This is a genomic window from Methyloparacoccus murrellii (assembly GCF_054657115.1).
In genome coordinates this window covers 1-17,244 of sequence record NZ_BAAHXD010000043.1, presented here as the reverse complement: position 1 = coordinate 17,244, position 17,244 = coordinate 1, and the positions used below count along the sequence as shown (strand labels likewise).

The 17,244-nt window shown below is 69.6% G+C and carries 19 protein-coding genes; 10 read left to right on the top strand and 9 right to left on the bottom strand.

Annotated features, from left to right (window positions below):
- Nucleotides 1-43: 43 nt before the first annotated feature.
- Nucleotides 44-1,192: a MalY/PatB family protein gene (locus tag ACYQ1H_RS12115; protein WP_460028300.1), complete on the bottom strand. Its 1,149-nt coding sequence runs from the start codon at nucleotides 1,190-1,192 to the stop codon at nucleotides 44-46.
- A gap of 165 nt (nucleotides 1,193-1,357) precedes the next feature.
- On the opposite strand from ACYQ1H_RS12115, the gene ACYQ1H_RS12110 reads away from it, so the two are divergent.
- Nucleotides 1,358-2,938 carry an amino acid permease gene (locus ACYQ1H_RS12110; RefSeq protein WP_460028299.1) on the top strand — a complete coding sequence of 527 codons (1,581 nt, stop codon included), beginning with the start codon at nucleotides 1,358-1,360 and terminating at the stop codon, nucleotides 2,936-2,938.
- 30 nt (nucleotides 2,939-2,968) lie between these two features.
- On the opposite strand, the gene hemE is transcribed toward ACYQ1H_RS12110, so the two are convergent.
- From hemE to aroK, 3 genes are all read right to left on the bottom strand, one after another.
- The gene (gene hemE, locus ACYQ1H_RS12105) at nucleotides 2,969-4,048 is read right to left on the bottom strand and encodes a uroporphyrinogen decarboxylase (RefSeq protein WP_460028298.1); all 1,080 of its coding nucleotides are present in this window, start codon (nucleotides 4,046-4,048) and stop codon (nucleotides 2,969-2,971) included.
- Between the two features lie 84 nt (nucleotides 4,049-4,132).
- The gene (gene aroB, locus ACYQ1H_RS12100) at nucleotides 4,133-5,215 is read right to left on the bottom strand and encodes a 3-dehydroquinate synthase (RefSeq protein ID WP_460028297.1); all 1,083 of its coding nucleotides are present in this window, start codon (nucleotides 5,213-5,215) and stop codon (nucleotides 4,133-4,135) included.
- Nucleotides 5,196-5,750, bottom strand: coding sequence for a shikimate kinase AroK (gene aroK, locus ACYQ1H_RS12095; protein ID WP_460028296.1), 555 nt, complete (start codon nucleotides 5,748-5,750; stop codon nucleotides 5,196-5,198). The genes aroB and aroK overlap by 20 nt, the downstream gene beginning before the upstream one ends.
- Nucleotides 5,751-5,838: 88 nt before the next feature.
- Here aroK and ACYQ1H_RS12090 point away from each other — a divergent pair, with 88 nt between their 5' ends.
- Nucleotides 5,839-6,867, top strand: coding sequence for a PA0069 family radical SAM protein (locus ACYQ1H_RS12090; protein WP_460028295.1), 1,029 nt, complete (start codon nucleotides 5,839-5,841; stop codon nucleotides 6,865-6,867).
- Between the two features lie 69 nt (nucleotides 6,868-6,936).
- Here the strand turns inward: ACYQ1H_RS12090 and ACYQ1H_RS12085 are convergent, their stop codons facing one another.
- From ACYQ1H_RS12085 to ACYQ1H_RS12070, 4 genes are read right to left on the bottom strand one after another with little or no spacing between them, the layout of a single operon-like run.
- Complete coding sequence (locus tag ACYQ1H_RS12085) at nucleotides 6,937-8,070, bottom strand: peptidylprolyl isomerase (protein ID WP_460028294.1); 1,134 nt, start codon at nucleotides 8,068-8,070, stop codon at nucleotides 6,937-6,939.
- Nucleotides 8,071-8,091: 21 nt separating this feature from the next.
- Nucleotides 8,092-8,367 carry a BolA family protein gene (locus tag ACYQ1H_RS12080; RefSeq protein ID WP_460028293.1) on the bottom strand — a complete coding sequence of 92 codons (276 nt, stop codon included), beginning with the start codon at nucleotides 8,365-8,367 and terminating at the stop codon, nucleotides 8,092-8,094.
- On the bottom strand, nucleotides 8,364-8,666 hold the full coding sequence (locus ACYQ1H_RS12075; protein ID WP_460028292.1) for a YciI family protein: 303 nt from the start codon (nucleotides 8,664-8,666) through the stop codon (nucleotides 8,364-8,366). The genes ACYQ1H_RS12080 and ACYQ1H_RS12075 overlap by 4 nt, the downstream gene beginning before the upstream one ends.
- A 2-nt stretch (nucleotides 8,667-8,668) precedes the next feature.
- Entirely contained in the window at nucleotides 8,669-9,214 is a 546-nt protein-coding gene (locus ACYQ1H_RS12070) for a septation protein A (RefSeq protein ID WP_460028291.1), read from the bottom strand.
- Nucleotides 9,215-9,416: 202 nt separating this feature from the next.
- Here ACYQ1H_RS12070 and ACYQ1H_RS12065 point away from each other — a divergent pair, with 202 nt between their 5' ends.
- Genes ACYQ1H_RS12065 through ACYQ1H_RS12035 form a run of 7 tightly spaced genes read left to right on the top strand, consistent with a single transcriptional unit; the run spans nucleotide 9,417 to nucleotide 16,116 of the window.
- A complete protein-coding gene (locus ACYQ1H_RS12065; protein WP_460028290.1) occupies nucleotides 9,417-9,728 on the top strand; it encodes a DUF1244 domain-containing protein in 312 nt (103 codons plus the stop codon).
- A 52-nt stretch (nucleotides 9,729-9,780) separates the two neighbouring features.
- Complete coding sequence (gene nagZ, locus ACYQ1H_RS12060) at nucleotides 9,781-10,800, top strand: beta-N-acetylhexosaminidase (RefSeq protein WP_460028289.1); 1,020 nt, start codon at nucleotides 9,781-9,783, stop codon at nucleotides 10,798-10,800.
- A 6-nt stretch (nucleotides 10,801-10,806) separates the two neighbouring features.
- The gene (locus ACYQ1H_RS12055; protein ID WP_460028288.1) at nucleotides 10,807-11,358 is read left to right on the top strand and encodes a hypoxanthine-guanine phosphoribosyltransferase; all 552 of its coding nucleotides are present in this window, start codon (nucleotides 10,807-10,809) and stop codon (nucleotides 11,356-11,358) included.
- 34 nt (nucleotides 11,359-11,392) lie between these two features.
- On the top strand, nucleotides 11,393-12,133 hold the full coding sequence (locus tag ACYQ1H_RS12050) for an S-methyl-5'-thioinosine phosphorylase (RefSeq protein ID WP_460028287.1): 741 nt from the start codon (nucleotides 11,393-11,395) through the stop codon (nucleotides 12,131-12,133).
- A gap of 40 nt (nucleotides 12,134-12,173) precedes the next feature.
- Complete coding sequence (locus tag ACYQ1H_RS12045) at nucleotides 12,174-13,094, top strand: AAA family ATPase (RefSeq protein WP_460028286.1); 921 nt, start codon at nucleotides 12,174-12,176, stop codon at nucleotides 13,092-13,094.
- Nucleotides 13,094-14,092: a DUF58 domain-containing protein gene (locus tag ACYQ1H_RS12040; RefSeq protein ID WP_460028285.1), complete on the top strand. Its 999-nt coding sequence runs from the start codon at nucleotides 13,094-13,096 to the stop codon at nucleotides 14,090-14,092. The genes ACYQ1H_RS12045 and ACYQ1H_RS12040 overlap by 1 nt, the downstream gene beginning before the upstream one ends.
- Entirely contained in the window at nucleotides 14,089-16,116 is a 2,028-nt protein-coding gene (locus tag ACYQ1H_RS12035; protein ID WP_460028284.1) for a transglutaminase TgpA family protein, read from the top strand. The genes ACYQ1H_RS12040 and ACYQ1H_RS12035 overlap by 4 nt, the downstream gene beginning before the upstream one ends.
- Before the next feature lie 42 nt (nucleotides 16,117-16,158).
- On the opposite strand, the gene ACYQ1H_RS12030 is transcribed toward ACYQ1H_RS12035, so the two are convergent.
- Nucleotides 16,159-16,647, bottom strand: coding sequence for a thiosulfate oxidation carrier protein SoxY (locus tag ACYQ1H_RS12030; protein ID WP_460028283.1), 489 nt, complete (start codon nucleotides 16,645-16,647; stop codon nucleotides 16,159-16,161).
- A 47-nt stretch (nucleotides 16,648-16,694) separates the two neighbouring features.
- On the opposite strand from ACYQ1H_RS12030, the gene soxZ reads away from it, so the two are divergent.
- Complete coding sequence (gene soxZ / locus ACYQ1H_RS12025) at nucleotides 16,695-17,021, top strand: thiosulfate oxidation carrier complex protein SoxZ (RefSeq protein ID WP_460028282.1); 327 nt, start codon at nucleotides 16,695-16,697, stop codon at nucleotides 17,019-17,021.
- The last annotated feature ends 223 nt before the right edge of the window (nucleotides 17,022-17,244 follow it).

The window sequence follows — 17,244 nt, the reverse complement described above, 5'->3', positions numbered from 1 at the left end:
GTCTTGGTGAGGATTGGGGGAAAATGGCGCTGGCATGGCCGCGTCAGCGCAGCGGCGCCAGGCGCTCCAGGGCTTGCGCCAGCAGGGCGCGGCGGCAGCCGAAATTCAGCCGCACGAAACCGGGGCAGCCGAAATCCCGGCCATCCGAAAGTCCCACGCCCAGCGCCTCGAAGGCCGGCAGCGGGTCGACGGGGTCAATGGCGCGGGCGTCGATCCAGGCCAGATAGGTCGCCTCCGGGCAGATCCAGCGCAGGCGCCGGCTGTCGCCGAACCAGTCGCGCAGCAGCGCCCGGTTGCCGCGCAGGTAGGCCAGCAGGTCGGCGCGCCAGCGGCCGTCGTCCCGATAGGCGGCCTCGGCGGCGGTCAGCCCGAGCACGTTGACCGGTGGCACCAGTCCCGCCATCTCCCGCCGGAAACGCCGGCGCAGCGCGGGGTCCGGAATCACCGCGAAGGAGCAGCCCAGTCCCGGCAGGTTCCAGGTCTTGGACGGGGCCATCAGGGTGAGGATGCGCTCGGCAAAGGCCGGGTCGATCAGGGCCAGCGGCACATGCCGGCGCCCGGGTTCGAGTATCAGGTCGCCGTGGATCTCGTCGGAACAGATCAGGAGATCGTGGCGGCGGGCGATGGCCAGCAGCTGCCGCAGTTCCTCAGGTGTCCAGGCGCGGCCGACCGGATTGTGGGGATGACAGAGCAGCAGCAGACGGGTGCGCGGTGTCAGCGCCCGTTCCAGCGCCTCGAAGTCCCAGCGCCAGCCGTCCGCCGCCTGGCGCAGCGGCACGCGGGCCAGCGTCCGCTCCGCCAGCCTCGGCGCCGCGAGAAACGGCGGGTAGACAGGCGTGGCGCTGATCACGGCGTCGCCGGGCGCGCCCACCGCCCGGCAGGCAAGGTTCAGCCCGACGACCAGTCCCGGCAGCCAGACCAGCGCCTCGGGCGGCGGCGACCAGCCGTAGCTGGCCCTGAGGTAGCCGGTCACCGCGTCGAGCAGCCCGGCCGAGGGCTCGCCATACCCGAGCACGCCATGCGCGATGCGCCGATGCAGCGCCGCCAGCACCGCCGGCGGGCAGCGGAAGTCCATGTCGGCCACCCACAGCGGCAGGATGTCCCGCCCCGCATAGCGGTTCCATTTGACGCTGCCGGTGCTGTGCCGGTCGATGGGAAGGTCGAAATCGGTCATGTCGCCGTCTCCGCTCATGCAGGAATATCCGCCCCGGCCCGGGCCAGAAATGGCTGAAATCTTGCATGGGTTTCAGGCCACCCGCGACCGACCCGGCACCGCGTGCCGGGTGCTCGGGAAACCGTGTCAATTCCGTTACACTCCCCGCCGCTCAACCACTCACCCACCGAGGATGAAACCATCATGATCTTCTGGCGCGTTAAACCCGTGGACGCCATCCTGCTGACAGCCGAAAGGAAGAGCCTGCACCGCTCGCTCGGGGCCTGGCAGCTGACCCTGCTCGGCATCGGCGCCATCATCGGTACCGGCATCTTCGTGCTGACGGCGGAAGCCGCGCAGAAGGCCGGGCCCGGCATGATGCTCTCCTTCATCATCGCCGGCTTCGTCTGCGCGGTGGCGGCGCTGTGCTATTCCGAACTGTCATCGATGGTGCCGGTGTCGGGCTCCGCCTACACCTATTCCTATGCGGTGCTGGGCGAACTCATCGCCTGGATGGTTGGCTGGGCCCTGGTGCTGGAATACGCCGTCGCCTCCAGTGCGGTGGCGGTCGGCTGGTCCGGCTATTTCGCCGGTCTGCTGCACAATTCCCTCGGCATCGAGATACCCATGGCGCTGGCCAACGGCCCCTATGCCGGCGGCCTCATCAATCTGCCGGCGGTGATCATCAGCCTGTTCGTGACCGGGCTGCTGATCGTCGGCACCCGCGAGAGCGCCACCTTCAACGCCATCCTGGTGGCGGTCAAGATCATCGCCCTGAGCGTGTTCATCCTCATCGCCCTGCCGGCCCTGAAAAGCGAGCATTTCCAGCCCTTCCTGCCGCTGGGAGGTTCCGGCGCCGTGGCGGCGGCGGCCTCGATCTTCTTCGCCTATGTCGGTTTCGACGCCGTTTCGACCGCCGCCGAGGAGACCCGCAACCCGCAGCGCAACGTGCCGATCGGCCTGATCGGCTCGCTGGGCATCTGCACCGTGTTCTACCTGCTGGTGTCGGCCGGCGCCATCGGCGCCATCGGCGCCCAGCCGCTGACGGACGCCAGCGGTGCCGGCCTGCCGCCCGGCTCCCCGGCCCTGGCCGCGGAATGCCAGCAACTCGCGACGGCCGGCCAGCAGCCGCTGGTGTGCTCCCGGGAAGCCCTGGCGCTGGTGTTGCGGCAGATCGGCTGGGACAGGCTGGGCAACCTGCTGGGCCTCGCGGCCTTCCTGGCCCTGCCGTCGGTAATCCTGATGCTGCTGTTCGGCCAGACCCGCATCTTCTTCGTCATGGCCCGCGACGGGCTGCTGCCGGATGTCCTCAGCCGCGTCCATCCCCGCTTCCGGACGCCGCACATCGTGACGATGATCACCGGCGCCGGCGTCACCCTGGCGGCGGCCTTCCTGCCGGTGGGCAAGCTCGCCGACATCTCCAACTCCGGCACGCTGTTCGCCTTCTTCGTGGTCTCGATCGCCGTGATGATCCTGCGGGTCAAGGAAAAGGACCGCCACCGGCCATTCCGCACGCCGGGCATCTGGATCGTCGGCCCCATGGCCATGCTGGGCTGCGCGATCCTGTTCATCTTCCTGCCGACCGAGGCCCAGCTGGTCTTCCCGGTCTGGGGCCTGATCGGCCTGACCTTCTATTTCCTGTACGGCTACCGCAGGAGCCATCTGGCACTGGGCATTCCGACACCGGCGGGCGGCGAGGAACTGCTGGCGGAAATACGGCCGCTGGCGGATCTGGGCGAGGAAGGGGCGAACCCGGACGAGGCCGGGGAACGGGCAGCCCCCTGAGGCCGCCGGACAGGCCGGCCGGTCGCTCGCTCAGGCGTTGCGGCCGGCGGCGTGGATGGCCGGGCTGAACTCGTGCACCGCCTCGATCATGGCGCCGACATGCTCGGGGTCGGCGTCCGGCCAGACACCATGGCCAAGATTGAACACATGGCCGCTGCCCGGCCCGAAGCCGGCCAGGATGGCCCGGACCTCCTCCCGCAGCCGCGGTATCGGCGCGTAGAGGGCCTGCGGGTCCAGATTGCCCTGCAAGGCGACCCGGTCGCCGACCCGCGCGCGCGCCTCGCCGATATCGGTGGTCCAGTCCAGGCCCAGCGCGTCGTAACCGGCCGCCGCCATGCCCTCCAGCCACTGGCCGCCGCCCTTGGTGAACAGGATCGCGGGTATCCGCCGCCCGGCACGCTCGCGCGGCAGGCCGTCCAGCGACTGCGCGGCGTAATCCAGCGAGAAGGCCCGGTACTGCGCCGGCGACAGGACGCCGCCCCAGGTATCGAAGACCATGACGGCATCGATGCCGGCGGCGATCTGCGCGGCGAGGTAGCGTCCGACCGCCTGGGCCAGCCGGTCCAGCAGCTGATGCAGCAGCTCGGGCTGCTCGTACATCAGCCCCTTGATCCGGCGGAATTCCCGGCTGCTGCGGCCCTCCACCATGTAGGTGGCCAGGGTCCAGGGACTGCCCGAGAAACCGATCAGCGGCACGCGGCCGCCCAGTTCCCGGCGGATCAGCCGCACGGCGTCCGTCACGTAGCCAAGGCTTTGCTCGGGATCGGGGATCGGCAGCTGGCGGATGGCGTCCGCGGTCCGCAGCGGGTGACGGAACTGTGGGCCCTCGCCCTCGACGAATTCCAGCCCCAGCCCCATGGCATCCGGAATGGTGAGAATGTCGGAAAACAGGATCGCGGCGTCGAGCCGGTAGCGCGCCAGGGGTTGCAGGGTGACCTCGCAGGCCAGCTCCGGCGTCGTGCAGAGACTCATGAAGCTGCCCGCCCGTTCACGCACACGGCGATACTCGGGCAGGTAGCGTCCGGCCTGCCGCATCATCCAGACCGGGGTCCGGTCCACCGGCTGGCGCAGCAGCGCGCGCAGGAAACAGTCATTGAGGAGAACAGTCATCGGAGCATCCTGGAAGGGTCAGCAAGAGGGGTCAGGGTCGGGACAGCCGGCCGGTCTCGGCGTCATGCGGGGGCTGCCGGGCACTCAGCCGCGGCCATAGCCTGTCAGCGTCTGGCGCAGGGTGGCGGTATCGACCGCCATCGGCAGCGTGGCACGGCCGATGCGCTCCAGCAGGACGAGCCGCAGCTGGCCCTCGACATTCTTCTTGTCCACCGCCATGTGTTCGAGGAAAGCGTCGGCATCCAGCCCGGCCGGCGGCCGGACCGGCAGCCGGGCGCGTTCCAGCAGGCCGACGATGCGCCGTACCGTGGCCTCGTCCAGCCAGCCCAGCCGCCGCGAGAGGTCGGCCGCCTGGCACATGCCGATGGCCACGGCCTCGCCGTGCAGCACCGCACCATAGCCCATCCCGGTTTCCACGGCATGTCCGAAGGTATGGCCGAGATTGAGGGTGGCGCGCTCGCCGGATTCGCGTTCGTCGGCGGCTACGACCTCGGCCTTGTTGCGGCAGGAGCGCTCCACCGCCACCGCCAGCGCCTCCGGGTCGCGGGCCAGGAGACGCTCGATGTTGGCTTCCAGCCAGTCGAAGAAACCGGGATCGCGGATGAGACCGTACTTGATGACCTCGGCCAAGCCCGCGCTCAGCTCGCGGTCGGCCAGGGTATCCAGGGTGCCCATGTCGGCGATCACGCATTTCGGCTGGTAGAAGGCGCCGATCATGTTCTTGCCGCGCGGATGATTGACGGCCGTCTTGCCGCCGACCGAGGAATCCACCTGGGCCAGCAGGGTGGTCGGCACCTGGATGAACGGCACGCCACGCTGGTAGCAGGCGGCGGCAAAACCGGTCAGGTCGCCGATCACGCCGCCGCCCAGGGCGATCAGGTGCGCGCTGCGGCTGAAGCGAAGCCGCAGCAGCTCGTCGAAGACGGCCATGGCCGAGTCCATGCTCTTGTAGGCCTCGCCATCGGGCAGCACGACCCTGGCCAGCTGCCGGCCGGACAGGGCCGCCTCGACCGGTGCCAGGTAGAGCGGCGCCACCGTCGCGTTGGTAACGATCATCACCTGCCCGGCGTCGACATGGCGCGCGATCAGCGCGGGCTGGTCCAGCAGGCGCTGGCCGATGTAGATGGGATAGGCGCGATCGCCGAGGTCAACGTTCAGGGTTCTCATGGGCAGAAACGTGCGATTGGGCCCGCTCATGGGCACGAAGGATTTGCCGGACGACGCTGCGGCTGGAGTTCTGGCCGGTGTCGACGATGCAGTCGGCCAGCTCCCGGTAGATCGGCTCGCGCATCTCGAACAGCTCGGTGAGCCGCTGGCGCGGGTTGCCGGTGTTCAGCAGGGGCCGGTTGGAATCCTTGTGGGTCCGCTCCAGCTGCTTGTCCACCGGGCAATGCAGATAGACCACGAAGCCCCGCTCGCGCAGCCGGGCGCGATTCTCCGGCAGCAGCACCGAGCCGCCGCCGGTCGCCAGGACGATATCGCTGCGCTCGGTCAGCTCGCGGATCACCTCGGCCTCCCGCCGCCGGAAGCCCGCCTCGCCCTCGTACTCGAAGATCATCGGGATGCTGACGCCCGTGCGCCGCTCGATTTCCTTGTCGCTGTCGACGAATTCCGTATCCAGCGCCTTGGCCAGCAGACGGCCGATGGTGCTTTTGCCCGCACCCATGGGACCGATCAGGAAAAGAGCGGAGGCGTGTCGCATGCCGGGGCAGCCGGAAAATGGCGGATAATATCACGGTCCAGCCGCCTTCCCGGCGGCTGCCGCGCCCTCGACCCTGCGCCGCCCCGCCATGACCGCCGACACCCCGAGCGACCCGCCCGCGCCTGGCCGACCGCCATCGCCAAAGGGCCGCGGCGCCCTCGGCAACCCCCCTTGCCGCTTCGCCGCAACCCACCGCGAAGCCCTCGACGACGGCTGGCGGCCCGAGGAGCGCGCGCCCCTGCGCACAACGGTCAGTCTGGAAACGACCCGCAGCAGCATCAGCCGCAACACCTCCCCCGACCTGCCCTTCGAGCAGTCGGTGAATCCCTATCGCGGCTGCGAATATGGCTGCATCTATTGCTACGCACGCCCCACCCATGCCTGGCTGGGGCTGTCGCCGGGCCTGGATTTCGAGAGCCGGCTCCATGCCAAACCAGACGCGGCCGCAAGGCTGCGCGAGACGCTCGGCCGGCCCGGCTATCGCGTGGCGCCGATCGCGCTGGGCGCCAATACCGACCCCTATCAGCCGATCGAGCGGACCATGCGGCTGACGCGCGCGATCCTCGAGGTGCTACGGGATTTCCGCCATCCGGTCTGCCTGACGACCAAGGGCAGCCTGATCGAGCGCGACCTCGACATCCTGGCCGGCATGGCGCGGGAGCGGCTGCTTCAGGTGCAGATCTCCATCACCACCCTGGATCGCGCGCTGGCACGGCGTCTGGAGCCCCGCGCCGCCACCCCGGCGCGGCGGCTGGAAACGGTGCGCCGCCTGAGCGCGGCCGGCATCCCGGTGACGGTGCTGGTGGCGCCGGTGATCCCGGCCCTGACCGACGCCGAGCTCGAACGCGTGCTGGCCGCCGGCGCGGAGGCCGGCGCCAGCGCTGCCAGCTACAGCCTGCTGCGCCTGCCGCTGGAACTGCACGCCCTGTTCGACGAGTGGCTGGTCGCCCATGCTCCGCAGCGCCGGACACAGGTGCTGAACCTGATCCGGGCCAGCCACGGGGGGCGCATCTACCGGGCCATGCGCCGACTGGGCCTGCAGCCCGCTACCCTCAATCTCGACAGCTCGCGTTTTCGGGTGCCAGCCTCGGGGCCGGTACAGCTGAGCCTGTTCTGAGAACGCCCGGGCCCCACACATGAAAAAGCCGGGACGTGCCCGGCTTTTTCGCGGTCTGGTCTGTGCGGCTCAGTGCGCGGGCGTGGCCGGCTGAGCCGGAGCCGCCGGCTTGGCGGCCGGGGCAGCGGGCTTCTCCGCCGGCGTCGCAGGCTTGGCGGCTGGAGCCGGAGCAGCAGGCTTGGCGGCCGGAGCCGGAGCGGCAGGCTGGGCCGCGGCAGCAGGCTTGGCGGCCGGAGCCGGAGCGGCAGGTTGAGCCGCGGCAGCAGGCTTGGCGGCCGGAGCCGGAGCGGCAGTCTGGGCAGACAGCTTGTTCTCCACCTTGGCCTTGGTCTGCAGATCGGCGATGTGCTGCTGTAGCTTCTGGGTCTGGATCATGCTCTTGAGCTGATCCTTGACGGCGTCGAAGGGCGGCGGCGCCTGCTCGCGCGATTCCTCGCGCTGAATGACGTGCCAGCCGAACTGGCTCTGTACCGGGGCCTGGGTGGTTTCGCCGTTCTTGAGCGCCATCACCGCCTCGGAGAACGGCTGCACCATCTGCTGCGGGCTGAACCAGCCGAGATCACCGCCACGGTCCTTGGAGCCGGGATCCTTGGAGAGCTTCTTGGCCAGCGCGTCGAACTTCTCGCCTTTCTGGAGCTTGGCGATGATGTCCTTGGCCTCCTTCTCCGTCTCGACCAGAATGTGCTTGGCCTTGTACTCGGTATTCTTCATCGGGCCGACACGCTGGTCGTACTCCTTCTTCAGATCCTCGTCCGATACCTCCACCTTGCCGATGAACTCCTCGGCAGCCGCCTGGGAGAGCAGCATGCGCTGGGCGCTCTCGATCTTGGCGGCGAACTTGGGATCCTTGAGCAGACCCGACGCGGCGATCTCCTGGCTCAGCAGTTCGCGCTTGATCAGCTCCTCGACGATCTTGTCGTCGGGAACCTTGTTGTCGCCGCGGCGCTCGTTGACTTCCTCGGCGAGGATCTCGAAGGCGGCCTTGCTGATCGGCTTGCCGTTGACGATGGCCACCGATTCACCGACAGCGACGACCTCGGGTGCGGCAGGCGCCTTCTGGGCCTGATCGGCAGCGGTTGCTGCTGGCGCCTTCTGGGCCTGGTTAGGGGCGGGCGGGGCCTTCTGGGCCTGATCGCCGGCCTGGTCACAGCCAGTCACCAGCAAGGCCAGCGCGATGGCGGAAGCGAGGGAGTATCTGTTCATGCAGTTTCCTTGGGTTGAGGGTTAGGTCAGTTCTTCCGGGGTCAATGCCTTGATCATCAGGGCATGGATATCCGTTCTCATCAGGTCGCCCAGCGCCTGGTAGACCATCTGATGGCGCTGCAGCAGCGACTTGCCGGCAAAGGCATCCGCCACGATGTAGACGGAGAAGTGGCCGCCGCCGCTCTGCAACGCGCCCGCATGCCCGGCATGGGCGGCGCTGTCGTCATGGAGGTCCAGTTCACGGGGTTGCAGCGCCGCCTCGAGCAGCGCGCGGATCTTGTCGACACGATCGGTCATCGGGGAAATACCTGCTTGAAGGGTTTGACGGTGACGCGCGCGTAGACGCCCGCCCGTTGATAGGGATCCTGCCCGGCCCACGCCTGCGCGGCGGCCAGGCTGTCGAATTCAGCCACGATCAGGCTGCCGGTGAAGCCGGCCGCGCCGGGATCGGTGCTCTCGATGGCCGGGAAAGGCCCCGCCAGTACCAGCCGGCCCTCGTCCTGCAAGGCCTCCAGGCGTTCCAGGTGGGCCGGGCGCGTCGCCTGGCGCAGTGGCAGGCTGCCGGGAGCATCCTCGCACACGATGGCGAACAGCATGGTCACTTCTCCTCGGTGGCGCTGTCGGGCATGTGCCGCGCCAGGTAGAACGATTGCAGCAGGACGAACAGCACGGTCAGGCCGAGCATGCCGAACAGCTTGAAGTTGACCCAGACGCTCTCCTCGAAATGGAAGGCCACGTACAGGTTGACGCCGCCGATGACGATGAAGAAAGCGGTCCAGGCAAGGTTCAGCCGGCGCCAGATCTCCGCCGGCAGTTCGATCTGGGCGCTCAGCATGCGCTGGATGACGGGCTGCCGGCCGATGAACTGGCTGCCCAGGAAGACGATGGCGAACAGCCAGTTGAGCACGGTCGGCTTCCACTTGATGAAGGTCGGGTCGCGCAGGAACCAGGTGGCGCCGCCGAAGACCAGGATCAGCACCAGGGATATCAGGTGCATGGTCTCGACCTTGCGGGTCCGTAGCCAGGTATAGGCGACCTGCAGCACCGCGCCGACGATCGCCGCCAAGGTCGCCACGTAGATATCGGCCAGTTTGTAGGCGGCAAAAAACAGAACGATCGGGAAAAAGTCGACCAGTAATTTCATGCTGGGAATTAAGCCCCTTAATTCAGGGAAATTTGGGTGGGGATGGGGATTGGCTCGGATCGGCAGGACCCTGCGAAAGGGCGGGTTCGGGAAGGATGCCCGGGACGCCCGTAACACTGCGCTATACTTTTTCGCATTATAACCCAGCTCGCTTGCCATCAAGCGGGTTGTCCGCCGCCGCCAAGCCCACGCCACCCGTTCCATGGACCCGCAAACCCGGACCGAACTCGAAGCCGCCGCCTTCCGCCGCCTGCTCCGGCACCTGCGCGAACACCCCGAGGTGCAGAACATCGACCTCATGATCCTCGCCGACTTCTGCCGCAACTGCCTGGCCAAATGGTACAGCGCCGCCGCAGCCGAGCGGGGTCTCGAGCTCGGCTATGCCGAGGCGCAGGAGATCGTCTACGGCATGCCCTACGCGGAGTGGAAGTCCCGCCACCAGGCCGAGGCCACCCCCGAGCAGCTGCGCGCCTTCGAAGCGCGGCGGCAAGCCCAGGAACAGCAGCAGCAATAGCGGCGGCCCCGCGCCGCCCGCCGGTCACCTTTTCCATCCGCACCAGCGCGTCATGTCCCAGCACCCGATGCCCGGCCCGGTCATGCTCGACGTCGAGGGCCTGTCCCTCAGCGACGAGGAGCGGCAGCGCCTCCGCCATCCCGCCACCGGCGGGCTGATCCTGTTCCGCCGCAACTTCGAGTCACCCGCCCAGCTGATGGAGCTGGTAACCGCGATCCGCGACGCCAACCCCGCCCTCCTGATCGCCGTCGACCACGAAGGCGGCCGGGTGCAGCGGTTCCGCGACGGCTTCACCCGCCTGCCGCCGGCAGCCCGTTATGCGCTGGCCAACGATCCGGAACTGGCGGAGCAGGCCGGCTGGCTGATGGCGGCGGAGCTGCGCGCCCTCGACATCGACTTCAGCTTCGCCCCGGTGCTGGACGTGGAGTGCGGCATCAGCCAGGTCATCGGCGACCGTGCCTTCGGGCAGGAGCCGGAGACGGTGGTCCGGCTGGCCACCGCCTTCGCACGCGGCATGCGCCGTGCCGGCATGGCGGCGGTGGGCAAGCATTTTCCGGGGCATGGCAGCGTGGCCGAGGATTCGCACCTGGCCCTGCCGGTGGACCGGCGACCGCTCGCCGCCATCGAGGCGCGCGATCTCAGGCCGTTCGCCGCCCTGATCGCCGCAGGACTCGAAGGCGTCATGCCGGCGCATGTCATCTACGAGCGGATCGACGCGCACCCGGCCGGCTTCTCGTGCTACTGGATCCAGGACGTCCTGCGCACCCGCCTGGGCTTTGCCGGCGCCGTCTTCAGCGACGACCTTTCGATGGCCGGCGCGGCCTATGCCGGCGATGCGGTCGACCGCGCCCGGCTGGCGCTGGCGGCAGGCTGCGACATGGTACTGGTGTGCAACGCGCCCGGCGCCGCCGCCGAGGTGCTCGAAGCCCTGGCCGGCCTGCCCGGCGATTCCGCCCGCGCCACCCGGCTGGCGCGCATGCGCGGCCGCTTCCCCCTGGACCGCGCGGCCCTCCTGGCCAGTCCGGAATGGCATGCCGTTTCGGCCCGCGTGGCCGCGCTCAACGAAACCTGAATCACCATGGATATCAACGAGGAAATCCGCCGCGTCATCGCGGAAGCGGACTGTCTGTACGACCGGGAGCAGATTGGCACCGCCATCGCCCGGCTGGCGCGGGAGATCGGTGCCGCGCTGGCGGACAGCCATCCTGTCGTCCTCACCGTCCTGAACGGCGGCATCTTCTTTGCTGGCGAACTGCTGCTGCAACTGGACTTCCCGCTGGAACTCGATTCCATCAAGGCCGGCCGCTACCAAGGCGAGACCCGGGGCTCGGCCATGCGCTGGACGCTGACGCCGGCCCTGCCGCTGAGCGGGCGGACCGTGCTGGTGATCGACGACATTCTCGACGAGGGGCTGACCCTGGCGGAAATCGTCCGCTACTGCGAGGCAGCCGGTGCCGGCCGGGTACTCACCGCCGTGCTGGTCGACAAGCTGATCGGCCGCGACAAGCCCTGCCGCCCCGACTTCGTCGGACTGACGGCGGAGAACCGCTACCTGTTCGGCTACGGGCTGGACTACAAGAACCATCTGCGCAACTGGCCAGGCATCTACGCCTGCCGCACCGTCTACTGAAACCGCCAAGGGCAAGCAAGCCGGGAATCCATCCATGTCCAACCTCATCGCCATCATCGGAGGCACCGGCCTTGCCCGGCTGGAGCACTTCACCGTCGAGGAGCGCGAATGCCTGACCACGCCCTACGGCGACCCCTCGGCGGACCTGGTCTTCGGCCGCCTGTACGGGCGGGAAGTCGTGTTCCTGGCCCGGCACGGCGATCCGCACATCATCCCGCCCCACAAGGTGAACTACCGTGCCAACATCTGGGCGCTGAAGACCGCGGGCGCCAGCCGGATCCTGGCCGTGGCCGCGGTCGGCGGCATCACCTCGCGCATGGCGCCGGCCCGCCTGGTGGTCCCGGACCAGCTGATCGACTACAGCTACGGCCGCGCGCAGACCTTCTTCGAGGACAACCTGCGGGCCGTCACGCATATCGACTTTTCCGCGCCCTACTCGCCCGGTCTGCGGGCATGGCTGCTGGAGGCGGGCCGCAAGGCCGGTCTCGACCTGGTCGATGGCGGCGTCTATGGCTGCACCCAGGGGCCGCGCCTGGAAACCGCCGCCGAGATCGCCCGCATGGCGCGCGACGGCTGCGACCTGGTCGGCATGACCGGCATGCCGGAAGCCGCCCTGGCCCGCGAGCAGAACCTGGAGTACGCCTGCTGCGCGGTCGTCGCCAACTGGGCGGCGGGCAAGCAGCCGGGCGAGATCACCCTGGCCGAGATCGAGGCCAACCTGGAACGCGGCATGGCGGACCTTGCCTGCCTGCTGCAACACGGGCTGCCGGCCTGAGCCCGCCCGGCCGCCGCTCCGGCCTTCCGGCACCGCGCGCATGGCCCTGAACCCGGCCGCGGAACGCATCGCCGCGGCCGTCGGCCGGGTGCTGCTGGGCAAGGACGAACCGATCCGCCTGGCGTTGGCCTGCATGCTGGCGCGCGGGCATCTCCTCATCGAGGATCTGCCCGGCATGGGCAAGACGACCTTCGCCCATGCCCTGGCGGCGGCGCTGGGCCTGGCCTACACCCGCGTCCAGTTCACCAGCGACCTGCTGCCCGCCGACATCCTCGGCGCGCGCATCTACGAGCCCGGCAAGCAGCAGTTCCGCCTGCATCCCGGCCCGGTCTTCACCCAGCTGCTGCTGGCTGACGAGATCAACCGCAGTTCGCCGAAGACCCAGAGCGCCCTGCTGGAGGCGATGGAGGAGCACCAGGTCAGCATCGACGGTGAGACCCATCGGCTGCCGGAGCCGTTCTTCGTCATCGCCACCCAGAACCCCCTGCACCAGGCCGGCACCTATCCGTTGCCGGAATCCCAGCTCGACCGCTTCCTCATGCAGCTGTCGCTGGGCTTTCCCGACGCCGGCACCGAGCGCCGCCTGCTGGAAGGGCTCAACCCCCGCGCGACGCTGACCACGCTGGAGGCCGTCGTCAGCCCTGGCGAGTGGGCCGATCTGCAGGCGTGCGTGCCAGGCATCCACGCCTCCGCCAGCGTGCTCGACTACGTGCAGCGGCTGGTCGACTTCAGCCGCCATTCCGGGCGCTTCCAGTGGGGGCTGTCGCCGCGGGCGGCCGTCGGCCTGGTGCAGACAGCCCGCGCCTGGGCGCTGCTCCATGCCCGCACGCACCTGCTGCCGGAGGATGTACAGGCGGTTCTCGCGCCGGTGGTCTCGCACCGGCTGCGCCAGCAAATGCGCGGCGGCGGTCCGGCCGATCCGGCGCGGACCCTCCTGGAGCACGTCGACGTGCTCGGCTGATGCCGGCCGCCGACGCCACCCGGAAACCCGCCCGGGTCCGGCTGCCCGACGGACTCCGACAGGCCTGGCGGGCCCGGCTCCAGCGCTGGCTGAACCGCCGCATCCCGCCCGGCCGCGAAATCCGCCTGAACCAGCGGAACCTGTTCGTCCTGCCCTCCCGCCAAGGCGGGGGTTACCTGCTGACCGCGGCCCTGATCTGGATCGGCGCCACCAACTTCCAGAACAATCTGGTGCTGGCCCTGTGCTTCCTGCTGCTGGCGCTGCTGTTCGTGACCCTTCATCAGACCTTCGCCAACCTGAGCGGGCTGAGCCTGCGCCACATCGCAACCGAACCGGTGTTCGCCGGCGACACGGCCCTGTGCCTGCTCGAACTCGACGCCAGCCGTCCACGGCAGCAACTGGCGCTGGGCTTCGCCGAGGCGCCCGCCACCCGGGTCTCGATGGCCGCGGGACAGCCGCTGCGGACCGCCGTCGCGTTTCCCACCCACCGGCGCGGCCGCCAGCGGCCAGACCGCCTGCGCGTGCAGTCGGTGTATCCCTACGGCCTGATCCGCTGCTGGACCTGGCTGGACCTCGACATCGAGCTGCTGGTGTACCCGCGCCCCCTGGACGGCGAAATACCGTCCGCCCCCGGCGGCACCGGCAGCAAGGACCGCGGCCAGCCGATCGCCGGCAGCGACGATTTCCTCGGCCTGCGCGGCTACGTCCGTGGCGATCCGCTGGCGCGAATTTCCTGGAAGCACCAGGCCGCGGGACATGGCCTGCTGGTGCGCGAGCAGGTGGATTACCGGAGCGACGAGCGCTGGCTGGACTATGCCGCCCTCGGCGAGGCCGATCCGGAGACACGCCTGTCGCGGCTCTGCCGGCACGCGCTGGACCTGACCGCCGAGGGCCGGGCCTTCGGCCTGCGGCTGCCCGGCACCCGCATCGAGCCGGACCGGGGCGATGGGCATCTGCGCGCCGTGCTGCGGGCGCTGGCGGAATGCCCGGTTTCATGAGCGCGCCGGCGGCGCAGCTGTCGCGCCCCGCCCTGCTCTACTGTCTGGCCGCGCTGGCGGCAGCGGCAGGTCTGCTGGCCGGCGACCTGCCCGTTGGCCTGTCCCTGCTCGGCGCCGGCTGCATCGTCTGGCGGCTGCTGATCCACCGCGGGCGGCTGGCCTTCCCCGGGCGCGCCGTCAAGGCCCTGCTGGTCGCGGCCAGCTGTGCCGGCATCGCCGCGGCCTATCGTTCCGGCCTCAGCCTGGATGTCTATGTCGCCCTGCTGATGGCCGGGCTGTCGCTGAAATCGCTGGAGCTTTATCACACCGCCAGCGCCCAGCGCTTCCTGTACATCGCGCTGCTGGCCCTGATGGCCTTCCTGCTCTATCGCCAGGATTTCGCCGCCACCCTGCTGGCCCTGTTGCAGGTCCACCTGATCGTCGCGGCGCTGGCCGCCGTCCATGCCGACCCACACCAGCTGGCCAGACAACCGCTGGCCCCCCTGCGCACGGCGGCCACCACCCTGGGACTGGCCCTGCCGCTGCTGGTCTTCCTGTTCGTCGTCATGCCGCGGCTGCCGCCGCTGTGGTCCCTGCCCCTGCACAAGCCGGAAGCCAGGATCGGCATGGGCGAGGACATGAGCCCGGGCGATTTCAGCCGGCCGGCGCGCTCGGCCGAACTGGCCTTCCGGGCCGGCTTTCCCGGCGGCATTCCCCCGGCGGCAACGCTGTACTGGCGCGGCACGGTACTGGATACCTTCGACGGCCGTCGCTGGAGCAACGCATGCGACTGCCATTATCGCTGGGCCAACACCGGCACGCCGCCACGGCCGGCCGGAACGCCGGCCTACAGCATCGTGCTGGAGCCGCACGAACATCGCTGGATCTTCACCCTGGACCGGGCGCGCCTGGCCGACGGCCGCATCGCCGGCAACGGCGAGCATCTGTTCCGCTACCGCCAGGCGCTGTTCGAACGCATCAGCTACGACGTCTGGACCGAGCCCGGCGCGCCGCCACCAATGCTGACCCCGGCCGAGCGGGAGCGCTACCTGCGGCTGCCTGTCCGGGGCAACGCCCGCGCCTTGGCGCTGGGGCGGAGCTGGCGGCGCGACGGCGCCAGTGCCGACGCCATCGTCGAGCAGGCGCTGCGCCTCTATCACCAGTCCTTCGTCTACACCCTGGAACCGCCGCTGCTCGGCGACGACAGCGTCGATGGCTTCCTGTTCGAGACCCGGCGCGGCTTCTGCGAGCACTTCGCCGGCGCCTTCGTTTTCCTCATGCGCGCCGCCGGCATTCCGGCGCGGGTGGTCATGGGCTATCAGGGCGGGCAGCGCAATCTCCAGGAGCGCTATGTGACGGTGCGGCAGTACGACGCCCACGCCTGGGCCGAAATCTGGCGGGACGACTCGGGCTGGTGGCGCGTCGACCCCACCGCCGTCGTGGCACCGGAGCGGGTCGAACGGGGCTTCGCCGAACTGTTCCCCGACAGCCCGGCCTTCGCAACGCTGCTGGGGCGGCGGGTGTCGGGCCGGCAATCGCTGCTCGGGCTGCTGCGCATCAAGCTCGACCATCTGGATTACCTGGTCGGGCGCTGGATTCTCGGCTACGACAACGACCGCCGGCAGTCCCTGCTGCAACGGCTGCGGCTGGATACGGTCTGGGGTCTGCTGTCGGTCTTCACCGGGGGTCTCGGCCTGACGCTGGCCGGCTTCCTGCTCTGGCTCCGGCGACGCGACCGCGAACGCCCGCGCACCGACCCGCTGACCATCCGTTACCGCCGCCTGTGCCAGCTGTACGGAACACTCGGCTGGCCCCGCGCCCCGACCGAGACCCCCATGGGCTTTGCCCGCCGGATGGGGGCAGCGGGAGCCCCCGAGGCGGCCGGCTTCGGCGAGCTCAGCGCGCGCTATGCCGGCTGGCTGTATGCCGGAGCGCCCGATGAAGGCGAACGCAAGGCGCTGCTGAGGACGATGCGGCAGTTGCTGGCCCGCCTGCGCCGGCGGGCCATCGCGCATCGCATAAAACGCTGGCTGGCCGGCGAATAGCCACAACCCGGCCCGGCCGCCGCCGATCCCGATGCAAGCGGCTCAGCCGCAGCCGCCCACCATCACCTTGACCTCGACCTGGGTGCCGTAGTAGCGCCCACCCGACTCGGCGATGGCCAGCAGCGGACCGGAGTCGTTGAGCTTGACCCGCAACGACAGCCACGGATCGGCGCCGGCTTCCAGCTGGAATTCCGCCAGCAGCGGACCGGGGTTCCGCTCGGCGAAGACCAGCAGGCGCCGGGTATCCGGCAACCGGCTCTCGACGGTCAGCGGGACGATGGCCCCGTTTTCCGCCAGCAGCGGAACCTCCAGCAACACCTGATCGCTGGCGGTCCAGCCGTGGCCCTGCAAGGCGGTGGCGAGCGCCAGGCGGAAGTCCCCGGCCGCCGGTGCGGGTGGCGGCACCGTCCGGCCGCCGGCACGGGCCAGCGTTCGCAGCGGCAGCAGCAGGCCGAACCCGCCCAGCAGGCGCAGCACATGCCGGCGATGGACAAGGCAGGCGGGGGAATCCCATCGGGTTGAGTCGCTCATGGTCGGGGGCTAAGCTTGCAGGCCATCCGGATTCGGGGATTCATCGCATGACCGGCATCAAAATACGCACCAAACCGCAAGGCGACAAGACGCTGGTTCGTCTGCTGATCGAGCACCCCATGGAAACGGGGCGCCGTCCGGACGAACAGACCGGCCGCCCGGTGCCCGCCCACTACATCACCCAACTGACCGTCGAACACAACGGCCGGCCGGCCGTGCACGGGCTGCTGTCCACCGCCGTCTCGCGCAACCCCTACTTCGCCTTCCGCCTGGGCAACGCCCGGCCCGGCGACCTGATCCGCATCGCCTGGGTCGACAATCTGGGACAGCACGCCAGCGCCGAGGCCCGAATCGGCGAGGCGGGGGACGGCTGATGGGCACCGCCGTGGCAGCGCGTGCACGGATGACGACTGCCCCGGGCCGGGCCGGCGGCAACCGGCAGCAGGCTACTCGGGAGCCGGCCGAGGGTGGGCGTGAAGCCTCCGTGCGGCGGGACAGTCGCCCGAGGCGGGTGGCTGGCTATCCATCATCCTGGGAAGCAGGCTTTCCTTGAGGATTCTGACGAAATTCTCCCTGACCTGCGGCAGGAAGGTGATC

Coding starts and splice junctions, on each gene's coding strand:
- nagZ (WP_460028289.1), top strand. CDS start 9,781: ATGTCCCAGCACCCGATGCCCGGCCCGGTCATGCTCGACGTCGAGGGC.
- ACYQ1H_RS12080 (WP_460028293.1), bottom strand. CDS start 8,367: ATGACCGATCGTGTCGACAAGATCCGCGCGCTGCTCGAGGCGGCGCTG.
- ACYQ1H_RS12110 (WP_460028299.1), top strand. CDS start 1,358: ATGATCTTCTGGCGCGTTAAACCCGTGGACGCCATCCTGCTGACAGCC.
- ACYQ1H_RS12035 (WP_460028284.1), top strand. CDS start 14,089: ATGAGCGCGCCGGCGGCGCAGCTGTCGCGCCCCGCCCTGCTCTACTGT.
- ACYQ1H_RS12070 (WP_460028291.1), bottom strand. CDS start 9,214: ATGAAATTACTGGTCGACTTTTTCCCGATCGTTCTGTTTTTTGCCGCC.
- ACYQ1H_RS12045 (WP_460028286.1), top strand. CDS start 12,174: ATGGCCCTGAACCCGGCCGCGGAACGCATCGCCGCGGCCGTCGGCCGG.
- ACYQ1H_RS12050 (WP_460028287.1), top strand. CDS start 11,393: ATGTCCAACCTCATCGCCATCATCGGAGGCACCGGCCTTGCCCGGCTG.
- ACYQ1H_RS12085 (WP_460028294.1), bottom strand. CDS start 8,070: ATGAACAGATACTCCCTCGCTTCCGCCATCGCGCTGGCCTTGCTGGTG.
- ACYQ1H_RS12090 (WP_460028295.1), top strand. CDS start 5,839: ATGACCGCCGACACCCCGAGCGACCCGCCCGCGCCTGGCCGACCGCCA.
- ACYQ1H_RS12065 (WP_460028290.1), top strand. CDS start 9,417: ATGGACCCGCAAACCCGGACCGAACTCGAAGCCGCCGCCTTCCGCCGC.
- ACYQ1H_RS12075 (WP_460028292.1), bottom strand. CDS start 8,666: ATGCTGTTCGCCATCGTGTGCGAGGATGCTCCCGGCAGCCTGCCACTG.
- ACYQ1H_RS12040 (WP_460028285.1), top strand. CDS start 13,094: ATGCCGGCCGCCGACGCCACCCGGAAACCCGCCCGGGTCCGGCTGCCC.
- aroK (WP_460028296.1), bottom strand. CDS start 5,750: ATGCGACACGCCTCCGCTCTTTTCCTGATCGGTCCCATGGGTGCGGGC.
- ACYQ1H_RS12030 (WP_460028283.1), bottom strand. CDS start 16,647: ATGAGCGACTCAACCCGATGGGATTCCCCCGCCTGCCTTGTCCATCGC.
- ACYQ1H_RS12115 (WP_460028300.1), bottom strand. CDS start 1,192: ATGAGCGGAGACGGCGACATGACCGATTTCGACCTTCCCATCGACCGG.
- hemE (WP_460028298.1), bottom strand. CDS start 4,048: ATGACTGTTCTCCTCAATGACTGTTTCCTGCGCGCGCTGCTGCGCCAG.
- soxZ (WP_460028282.1), top strand. CDS start 16,695: ATGACCGGCATCAAAATACGCACCAAACCGCAAGGCGACAAGACGCTG.
- ACYQ1H_RS12055 (WP_460028288.1), top strand. CDS start 10,807: ATGGATATCAACGAGGAAATCCGCCGCGTCATCGCGGAAGCGGACTGT.
- aroB (WP_460028297.1), bottom strand. CDS start 5,215: ATGAGAACCCTGAACGTTGACCTCGGCGATCGCGCCTATCCCATCTAC.